Genomic DNA, 17836 nt, shown 5'->3' on the forward strand with positions numbered 1-17836 from the left:
ACGCGGCGACCCTAACATCGAGGCGCCCGCGCCGTCCCGCCGCCCTCGGCGCCCCGCCCGCTGTGCCTGCGCCCGCCGTTCTGCTACACGGCAACCCGTGCCCGACCTCATCGTCCACCCGGCGGAGCGGCCGCTCATCGGGAGCGTGCCGGTCCCTGCGGACAAGAGCATCGCCCACCGAGCGCTCCTCCTCGCCGCGCTCGCCACCGGGCAGAGCCGCATCCGGGGCGGGACGCTCGGCGGCGACGTCCTCTCGACCGTGGGCGCGCTGCGCGCCATGGGCGTCCGCGTCGAGGAGCCGTCGCCGGGCGACCTCGTCGTCCACGGCGCCGGGCTCTCCGGCCTCCGCGCCCCCGGCGGCCCCATCGACTGCGGCAACTCCGGCACCACGATGCGCCTCCTCGCGGGCATCCTCGTCGCCCAGCGCTTCGCCGCGCGGCTCGTCGGCGACCCGTCGCTCTCGCGCCGCCCCATGGATCGCGTCGCGAAGCCGCTCCGGCTCCGCGGCGGGCGCATCGAGGGGCAGCTCGATCCGCGCAAGATCGGCGAGATCACGGCGCCGCTCGACGTCGGGCCGCTCCCCGAGCCGCACGTGCTCTCGTCGATCGAGCACGAGCTCCCCGTCCCGTGCGACCAGGTGAAGAGCGCCCTCCTCCTCTCCGGCCTCTACGCCGACGGCCCCACGTTCGTGCGCGAGCCGATCGTCTCGCGCGATCACACCGAGCGCATGCTCACCGCGCTCGGCGTGCCGATCGACTCGGTCGGCGCGATGGTCTGCCTCGACGCGGCCCGCTTCTCCGGGGCGCTCCCGGCGTTCGAGCTCGACGTGCCCGGCGACCTCTCCGCGGCCGCGTTCCTCGTCGCCGCCGCGCAGATCGTGCCGGGGAGCCGCGTGACCGCGCGGCGCGTGGGCCTCAACCCGACGCGCACCGGCCTGCTCGAGGTGCTGCGCGACATGGATGACATGGATGGCAGCGTCGCCGTCGAGATCAAGGGCGAGGCCCTCGGCGAGCCCACCGGCGACGTCCACGTCGCGTCCGCCTCCTCCGGCGGCGGCCTCCGCGCCGGGCGCGCGGGCGGCGAGCTCGCGTCGCGCGCCATGGACGAGCTGCCGATCCTGCTCGGCCTCGGCGCGCGGGCGCGCGGCCTCACCGAGGTGTTCGACGCGCGGGAGCTGCGCGCGCAGGAGACCGACCGCATCGCGGCGATGGCGTCCGTGCTCGGCGCCTTCGGCCTGCGCTGCGAGGAGCGCACCGACGGGCTCCTCGTCGAGGGCAGGCCCGACCGGCCGCTCGACGCGGCCGACGTCGACAGCCGCGGCGATCACCGCATCGCGATGACGGCCGCCGTGCTCGGGCTCGCCGCGAGCGGGCCCACGCGCGTCCGCGACGCGGGCTGCATCGCGACCAGCTTTCCCCTCTTCGTCGGGACGCTGCGCGCCCTGGGCGCGCGCATCGAGGTCGAGGGCGCCCGCGCCGCGTGAGCGCGCGATCGGTGAGGCGATCCCGTGAGGAAGAGAGAGGAGGAGGAGCGCAGGTGACCGAACGACAACGACAGGACGACGCGCACCACCTCCCGGCCCGGGGCGAGCCCCGGCGGCTGCGCGTCGCGATCGACGGACCGGCCGGCGCCGGCAAGGGCACGGTCGCGCGAGGGCTCGCCGAGCGGCTCGGCTACCTGCTCGTCGACACCGGCGCGATCTACCGCGCCGTCGCGCTCGCGGCCCGCCGCGCGTGCCTCACGTGGGAAGAGGAGGGCGAGATCGGCGCGCTCGCCGAGGATCTCGCGCGCGGCGGGCGCATCGCGCTGGAGCGGAGCCCGCACGGCATGCCGCCCGACTCCTCCGCCCCCCCGCCCGCGAACGCCCCGGCCCAGTCGAGCCTGGGGGGCAGCGGCATGCGCGTGCTGCTCGACGGCGAGGACGTCTCCAGCGCGATCCGCGCGCCCGAGATCAGCCTCGGGGCGAGCCGGGTCTCGGCCATCCCCGCCGTGCGCAAGGCGCTGCTCGCGATGCAGCGGCAGGCCGGCGCTGGCGGCGGCGTGGTGCTCGAGGGGCGCGACATCGGCACCGTGGTGTTCCCGGACGCCGAGGTGAAGTTCTTCCTGACGGCGCCGGCCGAGATCCGCGCGAAGCGGCGGTACGACGAGCTCGTCGCGCGCGGCATGCCCGTCAGCTTCGAGGCGACGCTCTCCGACGTGCTCCGCCGCGACAAGGCCGACAGCGAGCGCGCCGTCGCGCCGCTCCGCAAGGCCGACGACGCGATCCTCGTCGACTCCGGGCACAGGAGCCCGCAGGAGATCATCGACGAGATGGCGACCCTCGTGGAGATCCGTGCGCGCGGCGGCTGAGGTCCGCGCCGCCGCCGTCGCCGCCGCCGCCATGATGGCGCTCGGGCTCCCGGCCTGCGGGGACGCCGCGCCGCGGCTCGCGGGCGGCGGCCACCCCGCGCGCGCGGCGAGCCCCGCAGGCCCGCGCGTCGTCCGGCGCATCGAGCCGGCCGATCTGCTCCCGGCCGATCTCGATCTCGTCGTTCGCGTCGACGTCGCCCGCATGCGCGACGGGCTGGGCCAGGCGGCCTCGGACGAGCTCGCCCGGCGCGCGCTCGACGAGGTGCCCGACGAGGCGCTGGAGAGCGCCCTCCAGCGCGCCGACGTCGTCTGGCTCGGCCTGCGGCTCGCCGATCTCGAGGAGGGCGATCGCGTGGTCGTCCTCGAGGGCCGGATGGCCGGGCTCACGCCCGATCCCGGCCGCTGGGAGCCGGCGCCGGCGGCGCAGGACGGCGTCGCCGTCTTCGACCGCCGCGGCGGCGTCGCTGGATCGCGCGCCGACACGGCGCGGATCATCGCGCTCGGCGATCGCGCGGTCGCGCTCGTGTCGGCGGTCGAGGTGAGCAGCGTCGCGCGCCTCCTCCGTGACGGCCCCGACGCGCGCCGCGGCGACCCGGCCGCCGAGGGGCTCGTGAGCCTCGATCTGCGCGCGCGCCGGCTCCCCCCCTACCTCGCGCGGCGCTTCCCGTCGATCGGCGCGCTCGTCGCGGGCGTCGCGCGGGTCCGCGCCGTGGCGTCCCTCCACGACGAAGGGGTGCGCCTCGACGTGGAGCTCGTCGGCGTCGACGCGGCCGGCGCGGAGCGCGCCCGCCGGTTCATCGAGGTGTTCCGCGACAACGTCGAGGATGTACGTTACGCAGATCTCATGAAGGAGCTCTCGATCGAGCAGGTGGAGAGCACCGTGCGGCTCCGCTGGCTCTTCCCTGCGCCCCTCGTGCTCGCCCTGCTGTCCGGGCGCTCCCCGGGCTAAGCCGATGCCTGACACCCTGATCGAAGAACCGATCCGACCGACAGTGACCGACGACCTCGCCGCGCCCGCGCCCGAGGGCGACCCCGCGCCGGCGCCGGGGGCCGCCCCCGCAGACGCGCTCCCCGCGCCGCCCGGCGAGGGCGCCCCCGCCGCCCCGCAGCGCCCGGGCCGCCCTCGCGGGGCCGCGTGCCTCGTTGTCGCGATCGCGCTCGCCGCGTTGCTCGCCGGCGCGGCGCTCGGCGTCTACCTCTTGTTCTGGCGCTATGTGCCGACGGCCCGGCAGCACATCCCGGGCGACGCGAACATCGTGGTCCGCCTCGAGACCGCCGACCTCGCGCTCTTCGGCCCCGTGCGCCGGCACTTCCTCCCGCTGCTCGACGACGCGCCCCAGACCGCGTCGCGCAAGGCGCGCATCGAGGCGGCCACCGGCCTCGATTTCCCGTCGGATCTGCGCGAGATCGTCGTCGCGTCGACCGACGCCGCGAGCTGGGTCGCGCTCGCGGGCGGGCGCATCCCGAAGGGCCGCTTCGTCGCCGGCATGGAGAAGGTCGCCCGCGACGAGGGCTGGACCGGCGTCCGCCGCGAGGGCGAGCTCCTCCTCGTCGGGCCGCGCGCCGTGCTCGGCCAGGCCGACGACGGCACGCTCGTCCTCGGCACGGACGTCGAGATCGTGAAGGCCGCGCTGCCCGCGTCGCCCGACGCAGACGAGTGGCGGCGCCTCGATCTGCCCGAGCAGGGCGCCGTCACCTTCGCGCTCACCAGCGCCGCGTGGTCCGGCGCCGCCGCCGCGGTCTCCGGCGTGCTGCCGCGGGCCGGAGCGCTGTTCCGCCGCGTCGACCACGCCTCGGGCGCGCTCACCCTCGGCGCGGAGCCCGAGCTCTCGATGCGCCTCGCGCCCGCTGCGGGCGAGGCCGCCGCGGCGCTCGCCCCGGACACCCAGGCGTTCCTCGGCAGCCTCAAGCTCGCGCTCGCGCTGCTCCCCGACGTCGCCGGCGCGGGCGCCGCGCTCGAGGGAGCCCAGGCCCTCGCGCAGGGAGAGCTCGTCGAGATCCGGACGAAATGGCCCCACGAGGGCCTCGATCGCGCCTGCGCAGAGATCGCACACCGCGCCCGAGCCGCGCGCGACGCGCTCGACGCCGGAGGGAGCGCGCTGGGCGGCGCGCCCTGAGATCGCGCTGCTTTGAGCGGGCGGGCACATCCTTCCCAGCAAAACGGACCGGACCCACAAAAACCTCCAGTGGCTCGGTCGTTGCATTGACAGAGGCCCCTCCTCAGACTACAGGCTCGCCTCTCCCGAGGGGCCCGGGTGCATCGGTACGTGTGTGCCTGCCCCTCCGCCGCTCGTGCGTGGCACCTAGGGTCCACGCCTGCGCCCGCGCGGCGAATCCCAGGGAAGGAAAGGAAACAAGAACGAACAACATGACTAGTAACATCCATATGGAGGCTGGCTCGTCCGGGGCGAGCATGGAGAGCTTTGCCGCGCTCTTCGAACAGAGCGTGGAGGGGGGCGATTTCGCGCGTGAAGGAGAGATCATCTCCGGCACCGTGGTCGCAGTGAACCGCGACTCCGTCGTGGTCGACATCGGCGGCAAGAGCGAGGGCGTGATCGCGCTCCGCGAGTTCGCGGATGCGGCGGGCCAGAGCGCCGTCAAGGCGGGCGACAAGGTCGACGTCTACATCGAGAGCCGCGAGAACGACGACGGCCTCGTGACCTTGTCGAAGGAGAAGGCCGACAAGATGAAGGTCTGGGATGAGATCTCGAACGCCTGCGAGGCGGACGAGCTCATCGAGGGCACGATCAGCCAGCGCGTGAAGGGCGGCCTCTCGGTCACCATCCGCGGCGGCGTGAAGGCCTTCCTCCCGGGCTCTCAGGTCGATCTCCGCCCGATCCGCAACTTGGACAAGCTGATCGGCCAGACCTACAAGTTCAAGGTCATCAAGTTCAACAAGAAGCGCGGCAACATCGTGCTCTCGCGGCGCGTGCTCCTGGAGCGCGAGCGCGACGAGATGAAGGCCAAGACGCTCGAGACGTTGACGGAAGGGATGACCGTCAAGGGGACCATCAAGAACATCACCGAGTACGGCGCGTTCGTCGACCTCGGCGGGATCGATGGCCTCCTGCACATCACGGACATGTCGTGGGGCCGCGTGAACCACCCGAGCGAGGTGTTCCAGGTCGGCGACGAGGTCCTCGTGAAGGTCCTCAAGTACAACGCCGACACCGAGCGCGTCTCCCTGGGCCTCAAGCAGACCCAGGAGGACCCCTGGAACCACGCCGAGGAGGCGTATCCGGCGGGCAAGAAGGTCCGCGGCAAGGTCATGTCGATCACCGACTACGGCGCGTTCGTCGAGCTGGAGCCGGGCGTCGAGGGCCTCATCCACGTCAGCGAGATGAGCTGGACCAAGAAGGTCAAGCACCCGTCGAAGCTGCTCGAGGTGGGCCAGGAGCTCGAGTGCCAGGTGCTCGAGGTGGACGCGCGCGCGAAGCGCATCAGCCTCGGTCTGAAGCAGCTGGAGCCCGATCCGTGGATGCTGTTCACGGACAAGTACCACCCCGGCGACAAGATCGCGGGCAAGGTCCGGTCGCTCACCGACTACGGCGTCTTCGTCGGGATCGAGGAGGGCGTCGACGGCATGGTCCACAAGAGCGATCTCTCGTGGTCGGTGCGCGTCAACAACCCGAGCGACCTCTACCACAAGGGCGATGACGTCGAGGCGATCATCCTCTCGATCAACCACGACGAGAAGAAGGTCTCCCTCGGCATCAAGCAGCTCTGGGACGACCCGTGGCCGAGCATGCTGACGGAGTACCCGCCCGGCCGCGTCCTCGACGACGCCCAGGTGGTGAGCATCGTCGACTACGGCGTGTTCGTGCGGCTGCGCGAGGGCGTCGAGGGCCTGATCTCCCAGGGTGACGTGCAGGAGCCCGAGGAAGGCAAGCTCAAGGTCGGCGACAAGGTGAAGGCCGAGATCTCATCGCTCGACACGGTCGATCGCCGGCTCTTCCTGACGATGAAGAACATCGGCATGGAGCGCCCCGCGCCCGTCCAGCGCCAGCAGCAGAAGCGCAAGGACGACGACGACAAGCCGGCGGCCGGGACGATCGGTGATCTCATCAAGGAGAAGTTCGGCACCAAGCTCGACCTGAAGTGACGCTGCCCGGCGCGCGGCGTCGCTGACGCGGCCGCGCGCCAGGCGCTCACCCGCTGCACGTCAGGTGCGGCGGGCCGAGTGCGCCCCGGTGCCCCCGGCTCGCCGTGTGGACCCGATGTCGATGAGAGGCGAGGCCCTTCCCAGGGCCTCGCCTCTTGCTTTTTCCGCGAGGCCGCGGACGATGCCGCGATGAGAGGCCTCCTTGCGCGCTCCGCCCTCGGTGCGCCCGTCCTCGCCGCCCTGGCGCTCAGCGCTCTTCCTGCCCGCGCCGACGGCCCCCGCGCCGCGGACGCTGCCGCTGCCCGCGCCGGCGGCCCCCGCATCACGGCCGCTCCCGCTGCCCGCGCCGATGGCCCCCGCGCCTCGGCAGCTCCCTGGGCGGGGTTCCCGGCGCAGCCCCTGGCGCGCGCCTATGCCCCGCTCCGCGCTGCCGACCCGTGGTTCGGCGATGACAAGATGCGCCATTTCTGCGCGTCAATCGCCCTTGCCGGCGGCGGGTATGCGCTCGGCGCGCTCGCGACCAGCGACCTCCGCCAGCGGCTCGCGCTGGGGGCCGCGGTCGCGCTCGGCGCTGGGCTGGCGAAGGAGGTCTACGATGCCGCCGGGCACGGCACCCCCTCGGTCCGCGACGTCGTCTGGGATGCGCTCGGCACCTCCGCCGGGCTTGGCCTCTCGCTCTGGTTCGATCTCGCGGCCACGCCGATCCAGTTCTGATCCACATCGACGGCGCTGCGGCGGAGCGGCGGAATGCGAGGCGCGCCTGCGCGGCCCCTGCCGAGAGCGGCGTGGTGACGAGCGAGCGGTGGTCCCGCGCGCGTTGCCGCCGTGCTAGCGTCTCCGCGACATGGGCAACCCCCTGTGGGCGCCCTGGCGCATCGAGTACATCCTTGCGCCGAAGGGCCAGGCCGACTGCATCTTCTGCGGCATCCCCCGCGCATCCGAGCAAGAACAGCGCGACCGGCTGGTCGTGGCGACGACCCGCCGCGCGTTCGTCATGCTCAACCGCTACCCGTTCGCGTCGGGCCACCTCCTCATCGTCCCGCACGCGCACGTCGCCTCGCTCGACGCGCTCGATCCGGCCGATCACGAGGCCCTCTTCCGCCTCGTGCGCGAGTCGACGACCCGCCTGCGCGCCGCGCTCAAGTGCGAGGGCATGAACGTCGGGATCAACCTTGGCACCGCGGCGGGCGCCGGCATCGCCGAGCACCTGCACGTCCACATCGTCCCGCGCTGGCCAGGCGACACCAACTTCATGCCGGTGCTCGCCGACGTCCGCGTCGTCCCGCAGGCGCTCGAGGCGACGCGTGACCACCTGCTCGGCTTCTTCGCCGACCTCCCTGCGCCGCTCGTCGACGAGGGCACCCACGGCCGGGCCGCGCGCGGCGAGGCGCTGTGAGCGAAGGCCCCTCGCAGCGCACCGTGTTCCTGACGGTCAGCGCCGTCCTCACGGCGGCGCTGCTCATCGTCTCCCACGCGGTGCTGCTCCCGTTCGTGCTCGCGCTCGTGGTCGCTTACGTGCTCACGCCGGCGGTCCTCCGGCTCGAGCGCGCGCGCGTCCCGCGGTGGGCGGCGATCCTCGTCGTCTACGCGCTCGTGCTCTCCGGGATCGCGGGCTTCTTCGCCCTCAGCGTCCCGCGCCTCATCGCCGAGGGGAAGGCGCTCACCGCCGAGGCCCCGCGCCTCGCCGCGCGCCTGCGCGAGGAGTACCTGCCCGCGCTCGACGCGCGGCTCAACCGCTGGTCGGGCCGCGAGCCCGAGGCGCCGCCGCCGGCGATCGCGCCCGCCCAGGAGCCCGATCAGGCCGCGCGTCCGCCTGACGCCATCGCCGCCCCTGGAGGAGACGAGGGCGTCGAGCGCCCGCCGATCCGCATCTTGCCCGGGTCGGACGGCTCGTTCGACGTGCAGATCGCCGACGACGTCGAGGTCCGCGAGACGCGCGACGGCGTCTGGCAGATCACGCAGGCGCGCCCGAGGCACCGCGGGCTCTCCAGCGCGAACATGCTCCAGGAGGGCTACGAGAAGGGGGCCACCTACCTGAAGGAGAACTCGCTCGCGGTCCTCCGGATCGGGCAGGCCATCGCGACGGCCATCTCGCGCGGCATCTTCAACCTCTTCATGACGTTGATGCTCGCCGGCTACATCATCCTGACGCACGAGAAGATCCTGCGCTTCTTCCGCGAGCTCTGGCACCCGACCTCGCGCGACTCGTTCGATCGGTTCCTGCGCCGGCTCGACCGCGGGCTCTCCGGCGTCGTCCGCGGGCAGCTCCTGATCTGCCTCGTCAACGGCGTCCTCTCCGCGATCGGCTTCTGGCTCTTCGACCTCAAGTACTGGCCGATCCTCTCCGTCCTCGCGGCGGTGATGTCGCTCATCCCGATCTTCGGCTCGATCCTGAGCTCGATCCCCGCGGTCCTCATCGGCCTCACGCAGTCGTTCGGCACGGCGGTCGGCGTGCTCGCGTGGATCGTGGGCATCCACCAGCTCGAGGCGAACTTCCTGAACCCGAAGATCATCGGCGACGCGGCGAAGATCCACCCGGTCCTCGTGGTGCTCGCGCTGCTCGTCGGCGAGCACTTCTTCCAGATCACCGGCGCGCTCTTCGCGGTGCCCTGCCTCTCGCTCGCGCAGACGATCTTCCTCCACTTCCGCGAGTCGACGCTGGGCCTCGCCGATCCGACGGCCACGATCCCGCCGCAGCGCGGCGTCCCGATCATCGCCCCCGCGATCGAGCCGCTCCCGCCGCTGCGCGGCTTCGAATCCGCCCGCCCGGCCTCCACGCCGGTCCCCGCTCCCGAGCCCGAGGGCGAGCCCAGCGCCCGCGGCAACGACCCCGACACGGCCGCGAGCTAGCCCTCCATCGCCCGAGCCCCCGCCCCGGGCCGATCAGCCCGTCCGTCCGCCTCCGCTGGCCGCTCCCCCGCAAGCCGGCTATGAGACCCCGCGCCCCGCGCAGGAAATCAGCTCCACGACCTCGATGAAGACCCCCGGCAAACCCACCCCGAAGAAGCAGAGCCCCAAGCAGCAGCGCGAGCAGGCCATCGCCGCCCTCCGCAGCAGCGGAAAGCCCCCCGCCGACCCGCTCTCCCAGCTGAACCCGCGCTCGCTCGCCATCCGCGTCGGCATCCCGGCGCTCATCGTCTGGGCCATCGCCCTGGCCATCCCGGGGATCTGGCCGAAGGCGGTCGCCGGCGTCCTGACGGTCATCGTCGGCGGCGTCATCGTGTGGGCGCTGCGCTTCGCGACCCGGACGCGCGCCGTCGCGCAGATCGTGCAGACCGCCGACTCGGCCGAGGCCCGCAAGGACGCGATCGCCAAGCTCGACACGGAGTTCAAGAAGGACGACACGGCCGCGACGTTCGCGAAGGCGCAGCTCCAGATGCAGGAGGATCCGCGGGCCGCGCTCCGGACGCTGGAGACCATCAACCTCGACAAGGTGATGGCCCCGATGGCCGACGAGGCGCGCGCCCAGCGCGGCATGATCCACCTCATCCTGAGCGAGACGGACGAGGCGCGGGCGCTCGTCGACAAGATCGACATGACCCGCCACAAGGAGCCGAGGATCCGCGCCATGATGGCCGCCATCGTCGGCGAGGCGTGGGCCCGGACCGGCCAGGCCGGGAAGGCGGTCGAGCTGCTCGAGACCTTCGATCCGAACGACGAGGCGTTCGCCGAGCTCAAGCCGCAGCTGCTCCGCTCGCGCGCGTTCGCCTACGCGTGGGCGAACAACACGAAGCAGATGAAGACCACGCTGCGGAGCCTGAGCTCGCTCAACCCGCAGTACCTGAGCGGCTTCGTCACGAAGAAGAAGAGCCCCATGGGCGTCCCGCCGCGCGGCGTCCATCCGATGCTCGAGAAGGAGGCGTTCGAGATGCTGATGCGCTCGGGCGCCATCCCTCGCAAGATGCAGCAGGTGCGGCGCGGCTGACGCGCGGCGCGCGGTGCGTGGTCGACCAACGAGCGGCCGAGGCCGACCAGCGCCGCGCCTCGCCGCCGGCGCGCCGAGCCCGCCCGCCGAGAGCGGCCCCTTGACGCGCGGCGAGGCGAGCGGCTCAGATGCGCGCCCTCATGAGAGGAACCGCGCTGCTCTACAGCTCCCATAACCGCTGCAACTTCATCCACGACCACTACATCGCGCAGCGGGCGCTTTCGGGGCGGGACAACAAGCGCATCCTGTTCCTGCCGATGTCCGAGGCGCCCCGCGACGGCAACGAGCGCGAGCGGCAGGAGTTCGCGTACGGCAACTTCAGCTGGTTCTTCCGGTTCTACGAGCGCTTCGGCCTCGAGCACGTGCCGTTCTACTGGAGCAGCAACCTGCGCAGGGAGGACGTCGACGTCCTCTGGCACTACCTCGCGTCGTCCGAGGTGGTGATCCTCGGCGGCGGCTACAGCACGACAGGGCTCTGGCGCTACAAGCAGCTCGGCGCGATGTTCGACGGAGAGCCCGGCAAGTTCGGGCGCCTCCTGCACGAGCGCCGGCAGCGGGGCCTGCTCACCGCCGGGTTCTCCGCCGGGGCCGACCAGCTCTGCCAGCACCTCTTCCGCCGGGTGTGGGACAGCCCCGGCGACAACGACGCGTTCGGCCTCGCGCGCGACACGCTGGTCACGCTCCACCACGAGCCGAGCCGCAACGGCGATCTCTGGCACGCGGCGCGGCGCATGCCCCGCTGCTTCGTCTTCGGGCTCCCGAACGACTCCGGGGTCCAGATGGACTGGGGAGTGCTCCCGTCCGGCAACATCTGGCAGGTCTACGAGCTGATCATCGACACCTCGTGGGACGATCCCTCCGACGCGCTCCACGTCAAGACGCGGCAGGGCGCGCTCATCGACCACTTCGACCACACGGGCCGCCACTGGGCCTTCCACGGCGGCGACCACGTCGTGCGCGTCACGTCGCAGGACGGCCGCTTCGACCGAGCGTGGATGACGGCCGGCGGCCTTCTCCTCGACTACTGGACGCGGGAGCCTGCCACCTACGGCTCGATCGACGACATCCTCGCGAGCCACTGATCGCGCGCCCCCTGCGCAGCCGCACCCGCCCTGTGTGGCCGCGGTCGCGCGCTCCCAGCGTGACCGCGGACGCGCTCCGCTGCCCGCGCCCCCGGCATTGACCCGGCATTGACGCCAGGCAGGTGGCGCGGCATCGAAGAGCGCGAGGCCCGCCATGCCGCCCCGCCCCTGCGTGTTCTGCAGCATCGCCCGGGGCGAAACGCCGGCCCACGTCGTGGTCGACGAGCCGGAGGTCATGGCGTTCCTGGATCACCGCCCGCTCTTCCCCGGCCACTGCCTGCTCATCCCGCGCGCCCATCACGAGGTGCTCACCGACGTTCCGGCGTCGCTCGTCGGTCCGCTCTTCGCGACCGCGCAGCGCCTCGCGCGCGCCGTCGAGTCCGCGTGCTCGGCTGATGGCTTCTTCGTCGCCATCAACAACCGCGTCAGTCAGAGCGTCCCCCACGTGCACATCCACGTGGTCCCGCGCCGTCGGAGGGACGGTCTCAAGGGCTTCTTCTGGCCTCGTTATAAATATGCGGGTGAGCACGAGATGTGCGGCCTTCGCGACGCCATCGTGACGGCATTGGCTGCGGGTTGAATTCTGTCGCTGGTACGGGTATTTGGACGTGGCGCCGTGCTGGCTCAGGCGCGAGACGTCCGTCCCAGATCGGGACATTCTGCCACACACGGTCTGCACCTCGTTGTGTCTTGCGACGAACCGAGACCGCTGCCAGGTTAGGGAATAGACAGGGCGCTTCCCTGGTTCCCGGGGCCGACAGCCTCTCACTCCTCGAACGATGCTGGCTCTCCGGTCATTTTTCCCTCGGATCGCGCTGCTCTTCGTGCTGATCCTCGCCCCCGCTGCGCTGGGACGGGCGAATATCAGCATCATCGAAGCCGGCAACTCCGATGTTTCGGGAGCGTTTCGTACCGGGGCCAGCGAGAACGACGCGGGGGGCCTCGAGGCCTTGCAGCCGCCGCTCCGCGACGGGGCGCATCGTTCGGTCGCCTCGCGACCGGCGCCGCGCGCCGGCGCGACGCGGCCGCGCGCCGTTCTCGTCGCCGATTTGCGGCCTGTCCGCGTCCCGTCCCCCGTCCCCCACCCTCCCCTCCGTCGTCCTCCACCACGCTTCCTGAACTGACAGGCTAGCTCCGTGGCTGAGGCCGCTCGCGGTCCGGCTCGGAGTCGCAGGAATCGGAGGTGTTCATGACGATCGCCGCGCCGTATCGGCGCGGTCAACGAGAGGGTTTATTCCATGCAGAAGCTCGCTGACGGGTTGCACAAGTTCCATGCCGAGGTGTGCGCCACACATCAAGACCTCTTCCGCAATCTGGCGAGGGGTCAGCGGCCCGAAGCGCTGTTCATCACGTGCTCGGACAGCCGCATCAATCCGAACCTCATCACGCAGACCCAGCCCGGCGACATCTTCATCGTACGCAACGTCGGCAACATCGTGCCGCCGTACGGCGCCAGCAACGGCAGCGAGTCCGCCGCGATCGAGTTCGCGGTCGCGCACCTCGGGATCAAGCACATCATCGTCTGCGGCCACACGCACTGCGGCGCGATGCGCGGGCTGCTCGATCTCGCGGGCCTCGACGAGCTGCCGGCGGTCAAGGGGTGGCTCCAGCACGCGGAGCTGACGCGCCGCCTGGTGCAGGAGAACTACCCGCACATCGAGGGGGAGGATCGACTGACGATCACGGTGGAGGAGAACGTGCTCGCCCAGATCGAGAACCTCCGGACGCACCCGACGATCCGCGCGCGGCTCGCGCGCGGCGATCTCTCTCTCTACGCCTGGGTCTTCAAGATCGAGACCGGACAGGTCTTTCAATTCGAGGCTTCGACCGGCCAGTTCGGGCCGATCGGTGACGCTGTGCCCCCATCGGCGCTGCCGGAGTCGACGGTCTACCGACGGGCCGTCTGAGCGCCTGTTCGTCGCCGATCCACGTCTTAACCCGAATCGAGAGGGCCCGTTCGATGCAGCTTCCGAATACCATCCATGCAGGCGCGGGGGTGAGTCCCGCCGGCGCCGTGACGCTTAGTTCCGAGAGCCCGGGTGCGCGCCGGGAGTCGCCGCCCGCGGAGAGCGCGCCGCCGCTCGACCCGCGCCTCACCGCGAACCTCAAGTACGACATCCCCGCCGGCCTCGTCGTCTTCCTCGTCGCCCTGCCGCTCTGCCTGGGCATCGCGCTCGCGTCGGGGGCCCCGCTCCTCTCCGGCATCGTGGCCGGCATCGTGGGCGGGCTCGTCATCCCGCTCGTGAGCCGCGCTCAGCTCAGCGTGAGCGGCCCGGCGGCGGGGCTCGCCGCCATCGTGCTCGCGGGCATCACCAGCCTGCAGAGCTTCCAGGCCTTCGCGATGGCCGTGGTGATCGGCGGCGTCCTTCAGCTCGGGCTCGGCGTGCTGAGGGCCGGCGCGATCAGCCATTTCTTCCCCTCCTCGGTCATCAAGGGGATGCTCGCGGCCATCGGCGTCCTGCTCATCCTGAAGCAGCTCCCCCACGCCGTCGGCTTCGACAAGGACAACTTCGCCTCCGAGTCGTTCAAGGCCGACGGCGGCAACACCTTCACGATGCTCGGCCAGGCGGCGCAGGCCATCGAGTGGGGCGCGTTCCTCCTCAGCGCCGTCTGCCTCGCCATCCTGATCGGGTGGGAGAAATCGCGCCTCGCGAAGATCTCCTGGCTCCCCGCGCCCCTCGTCGCCGTGCTCGTCGCGACGCTCGGCAACGAGCTGTTCAAGACGGCGATCCCGTCGCTCGCCCTCGAGCAGAAGCACCTCGTGACGCTGCCCACGGGCGACCTGGTCAGCGCGCTCCAGCTCCCCGACTGGTCGGCGATCCTGCGGCCCGAGGTGTGGGTGCTGGGCGTGACGCTCGCGATCGTGGCCAGCCTCGAGACGCTGCTCAACCTGGAGGCCGTGGATCGGATCGATCCGTGGCACCGCAAGTCGCCGCCGAACCGGGAGCTCGTCGCGCAGGGCCTCGCCAACATGCTCTCCGGGTTCGCCGGCGGTCTCCCTGTCACGTCGGTCATCGTCCGCAGCAGCGCCAACACGAACGCCGGCGCGCGGACGCGGGTCTCCGCCTTCGCGCACGGCGCGCTCCTGCTGCTCGCGGTGGTCTTCGCGGCGGGGCTGCTCTCGCGCATCCCGCTCGCGTGCCTCGCGACGATCCTGCTCGCGACCGGCTACAAGCTGGCCAAGCCCAAGATCTTCGCCGAGATGCGCCAGCTCGGCTGGAACCACTTCATCCCGTTCGTGGTGACGATCGTGGCCATCGTGCTGACCGATCTCCTGAAGGGCATCGCCATCGGCCTCGCGGTCGGCGTCCTCTTCGTGCTGAGGACCCATATGTCCCGCGTCTTCGACGTGATCCACGAGGGGGCTCGCGTGACCATCCGGTTCAACAAGGCGGCCTACTTCTTCACCCAGGGCAACCTCGTCGCGCTGCTCGAGCGGCTGCCGAGCGACACCCACGTGGTCGTGGACGCCCAGGGGGTGTCGTACATCGACCACGACGTCGCGGAGCTGATCCGGCGGTTCCAGCAGTCGGCGCATCGACGCAACATCCACGTCGAGCTCCGCGGCTTTTAGAGCGACACTCAGACACCTGCCCGTCCCCGCCCCCGCGCGACGAGCCCCCTCCCCGGGGGCCTCCCAGGCGTTAACCAAGCTTCGCGCCGCGCTCTCCTACATCCGAATACATCCGAACGTTTACGTGGACGTTTACGTGAACGTGGTCGTGGACGTTTACGTGGTCGTGGTCGTGGTCGTCAACGATAGGCCGTGAACGACCACGACCACGTAAACGTTCACGTTCACGTTGGTGATCGATGGTGGGGTGAAGCGGGGCTTCGTGCCCTGAGCGTGACCGAACGAGCTCGGTTAACGCCTGGGCCCCGGGGGCACGCGAAAACAGCGGCTAATTTGGCCCGCCGAGCCGCCTCGAGCGAAGCTGGTGGGATGCGCGCTGCTCTCGATTGGGCCAGGACGACGGGCGAGATTCTCACGCCACGGCTCGACGAGATCCGACGGAGACCGCTCTGCTCGCTCCAGGGCTACAGCGGGCTGCACCGATCGTGCGGAGACGTGTACTTCCCGGCGTCGGTCGAGGAGCTGAGGGTGCTGTTCCGCATGGCGAGGCGGACAGGGCGCAGGATCACGTTCCGCGCCGGAGGCCAGTCGTTCGATGGCCAGGCGCTGAACGACGACATCGTGATCTCGATGCACCACTTCCGATCCATCGAGATCGACACGCAAGGAGCGCGGATGACCGTGGGCGCCGGCGCGACCTGGGGAGCCATCGCCCGCGCGCTCGCCGTCCGCGGCTTCGTGCCCTACACGGTCGTATCGACGAGCCACGCCACCGCGGGAGGCACGGTCTCGGGGGACTGTCTCTCGCGCTTCTCGGGCATCGCCAGCAAAGAGGGACACTACGTCGAGCGGCTCTCCCTCCTCTCCCTCGACGGACAGCTGCTCTCCCTCAGCCGCGATGAGGCGACGAGCGCGCTGTTCCACGCGGTGATCGGCGGGCTCGGCTACCTCGGCGCGGTGATCGATGTCACCTACCGCGTCGCGCGCGTCGCCCCGGCAGGGACGCCGATCCGGGTCGTCACCCAGGCGACGCGCTGCGCCTCGCTCGAGGAGCTCGCGACGGCGCTCCTCCCACGCGCGGAGCAGCTCCTGCACGCCGAGGGCGGCACCGCAGACGAGGACGGGTGGATCCCGGAGGCGCTCTTCTCCATCGCCTTCCACACCCTGGAGGGGAGCAGGAGCATGGTCCTCCGGTCGCGGTACGTCCCGGGGACCTCGCACGAGCTCCGCCCGCTGCTGATCCATCGCCCCCGGCACGTGCTCCGCGTCCCGATCGAGTGGCTGATGCGCGCCTCCGTGGTGAGCCGGGGCCTCTGGACGCTCATCGACCGCTTCCTCTTCGATGTCTCACGCCCGTACGTCGATGAGCTCATGGGCTACCTGTTCTTCATGGACGGCAACGTCCGCGCGAAGCGCATCGCGCAGACCCTCGGGATGCCCATGCTCACGGTGCAGCAAGCGTTCATGATTCCCTACGACCCGGGCGCCCAGGAGGACAGCCTGCGCCGGCTCGTCGATTTCCTGGGCAAGGTGGATGAGATCGCTACCCGAGACGGCATACCGCCGCTCCTGCTCGACGTGCTCCACATCCAGGGCGACCAGTTCCTCCTCTCGGCGAACCACGGGACCGACGGGTTCGCGGTGACGCTCGCGTTCGAGGCCTCGGAGGAAGAGAGCGCCCACCGGATCGGCCTCCGCCTCAGCGAGCTCAGCGCGCGCGCGCTCGAGCTCGGCGGCCGGGTCTACCTGGTGAAGAACGTCCACGCGACAGCGGAGCACCTCCGGGCGATGTACGCGCACGCGCTCCCGGAGTTCGTCCGCCTGAAGCGGCTCGTCGATCCCGACGGGCTCCTGCGCAACGAGTTCCTCGAGCGGGTGTTCCCCGCGCACTTCGGCGCGGCGCCACGGCCCGCCGGCCCGTGAGCACGGCGCGCCGAGGGACGGACACCCTCCCTGCTTTCCGGTGAGTTCAAGGCGCGGGGACGCCGCTCGGGCTCACGAGAGACGGAACTGCGAGGGCGCAGCGAGGAAGAACGCTCTCCGCGCCCGCCTCGCCCCGGTCTTCGCCGCGCGCCGAACAACGGCCCGGACAGCGGCGGGGAATCGGTGGTTGGGATCTTGCAGCTCTCGACATGAGCGACGTGAGCACGCGTTAGGACGCGTGGCGAACGCGCAGAGGACGCCGGGGCCATGCATGGCAGTCAACAGCGGGATCAGCCCCTCCGTGCGCGCAGCGCGTACGGGTGGGCTCGACGCCTCTCAGGGGTGCTCACGCCGCTCGTCCCGCTGGCGGTCAGCGCGTGCCGCGGCGACTGCCCGCGCGTCGAGGCCTCGCAGCAGCGCGTCGAGGCCTCGCAGCAGCGCGCCGAGGACACGCAGCAACGCGCCGGCGCGCCGGCGAGCCCGGCGGCGACCGCAAGGCCAGAGAAACGCGATAACCGGTCGAGCCGCGCGCCGACAGCCACCTCCGTCCCGGCGCCCTGGCTGCTCACCATCCAGCCGACCACGGGGGAGGGCGCGAGGATCGCGAGCATGGATATCCGCAGCTTCACGTCCCCGCTCCTGGAGCCGGGCGACGTCATCCTCGCGGTCGACGGGCGGCCGGTCCACTCGCTGGCAGGCCTCGAGGGCTACCTGCGCGCCCGCGTGCCCGGCGACATGGTGGTGCTCACCGTGCTCCGCAACGAGACCACGATCAACTATGCGATGCTCCAGGTGCCGACCGGCGACGCTCCGGCGCCCCCGTCAGCCGCGGCGACCAGGTCCAGAGGCGGCGGCTGACCGCCTCGCGTCCGCCCGCGGAC

15 protein-coding genes are annotated in these 17836 nt (G+C 71.5%); all 15 read left to right on the top strand.

Features of this window, described 5'->3' with window-relative positions:
* Positions 1-97 precede the first annotated feature (97 nt).
* The 15 genes from aroA (at position 98) to WMF12_RS35815 (ending at position 17813) form a co-directional block, all read left to right on the top strand.
* A complete protein-coding gene (gene aroA, locus WMF12_RS35745) occupies positions 98-1483 on the top strand; it encodes a 3-phosphoshikimate 1-carboxyvinyltransferase (RefSeq protein WP_437852460.1) in 1386 nt (461 codons plus the stop codon).
* Between the two features lie 53 nt (positions 1484-1536).
* Entirely contained in the window at positions 1537-2349 is an 813-nt protein-coding gene (cmk, locus tag WMF12_RS35750; RefSeq protein ID WP_437852461.1) for a (d)CMP kinase, read from the top strand.
* Positions 2333-3298, top strand: coding sequence for a hypothetical protein (locus WMF12_RS35755; protein WP_437852462.1), 966 nt, complete (start codon positions 2333-2335; stop codon positions 3296-3298). The genes cmk and WMF12_RS35755 overlap by 17 nt, the downstream gene beginning before the upstream one ends.
* A 4-nt stretch (positions 3299-3302) precedes the next feature.
* A complete protein-coding gene (locus WMF12_RS35760) occupies positions 3303-4466 on the top strand; it encodes a hypothetical protein (RefSeq protein ID WP_437852463.1) in 1164 nt (387 codons plus the stop codon).
* Complete coding sequence (locus WMF12_RS35765; protein ID WP_437852464.1) at positions 4358-6451, top strand: 30S ribosomal protein S1; 2094 nt, start codon at positions 4358-4360, stop codon at positions 6449-6451. The genes WMF12_RS35760 and WMF12_RS35765 overlap by 109 nt, the downstream gene beginning before the upstream one ends.
* A gap of 189 nt (positions 6452-6640) precedes the next feature.
* Positions 6641-7165 (top strand): hypothetical protein, encoded by a 525-nt coding sequence (locus WMF12_RS35770; RefSeq protein ID WP_437852465.1) that lies wholly within the window; start codon positions 6641-6643, stop codon positions 7163-7165.
* Between the two features lie 130 nt (positions 7166-7295).
* Positions 7296-7847: an HIT family protein gene (locus tag WMF12_RS35775; protein WP_437741188.1), complete on the top strand. Its 552-nt coding sequence runs from the start codon at positions 7296-7298 to the stop codon at positions 7845-7847.
* A complete protein-coding gene (locus WMF12_RS35780) occupies positions 7844-9301 on the top strand; it encodes an AI-2E family transporter (RefSeq protein ID WP_437852466.1) in 1458 nt (485 codons plus the stop codon). The genes WMF12_RS35775 and WMF12_RS35780 overlap by 4 nt, the downstream gene beginning before the upstream one ends.
* Positions 9302-9425: 124 nt before the next feature.
* Positions 9426-10376 carry a hypothetical protein gene (locus WMF12_RS35785; protein WP_437852467.1) on the top strand — a complete coding sequence of 317 codons (951 nt, stop codon included), beginning with the start codon at positions 9426-9428 and terminating at the stop codon, positions 10374-10376.
* A 140-nt stretch (positions 10377-10516) separates the two neighbouring features.
* The gene (locus WMF12_RS35790; RefSeq protein ID WP_437852468.1) at positions 10517-11458 is read left to right on the top strand and encodes a hypothetical protein; all 942 of its coding nucleotides are present in this window, start codon (positions 10517-10519) and stop codon (positions 11456-11458) included.
* 154 nt (positions 11459-11612) lie between these two features.
* A complete protein-coding gene (locus WMF12_RS35795; protein WP_437852469.1) occupies positions 11613-12038 on the top strand; it encodes an HIT family protein in 426 nt (141 codons plus the stop codon).
* A 658-nt stretch (positions 12039-12696) separates the two neighbouring features.
* On the top strand, positions 12697-13365 hold the full coding sequence (locus tag WMF12_RS35800; RefSeq protein ID WP_437852470.1) for a carbonic anhydrase: 669 nt from the start codon (positions 12697-12699) through the stop codon (positions 13363-13365).
* Between the two features lie 107 nt (positions 13366-13472).
* Positions 13473-15032 (top strand): SulP family inorganic anion transporter, encoded by a 1560-nt coding sequence (locus tag WMF12_RS35805; protein WP_437852471.1) that lies wholly within the window; start codon positions 13473-13475, stop codon positions 15030-15032.
* Between the two features lie 369 nt (positions 15033-15401).
* The gene (locus tag WMF12_RS35810; protein WP_437852472.1) at positions 15402-16955 is read left to right on the top strand and encodes an FAD-binding oxidoreductase; all 1554 of its coding nucleotides are present in this window, start codon (positions 15402-15404) and stop codon (positions 16953-16955) included.
* A gap of 267 nt (positions 16956-17222) precedes the next feature.
* On the top strand, positions 17223-17813 hold the full coding sequence (locus WMF12_RS35815; protein WP_437852473.1) for a PDZ domain-containing protein: 591 nt from the start codon (positions 17223-17225) through the stop codon (positions 17811-17813).
* Positions 17814-17836 lie beyond the last annotated feature (23 nt).

Origin of the sequence: Sorangium sp. So ce363, assembly GCF_051520435.1 — a bacterium.
GTDB classification, from domain to species: Bacteria; Myxococcota_A; Polyangia; order Polyangiales; family Polyangiaceae; genus Sorangium; species Sorangium cellulosum_B.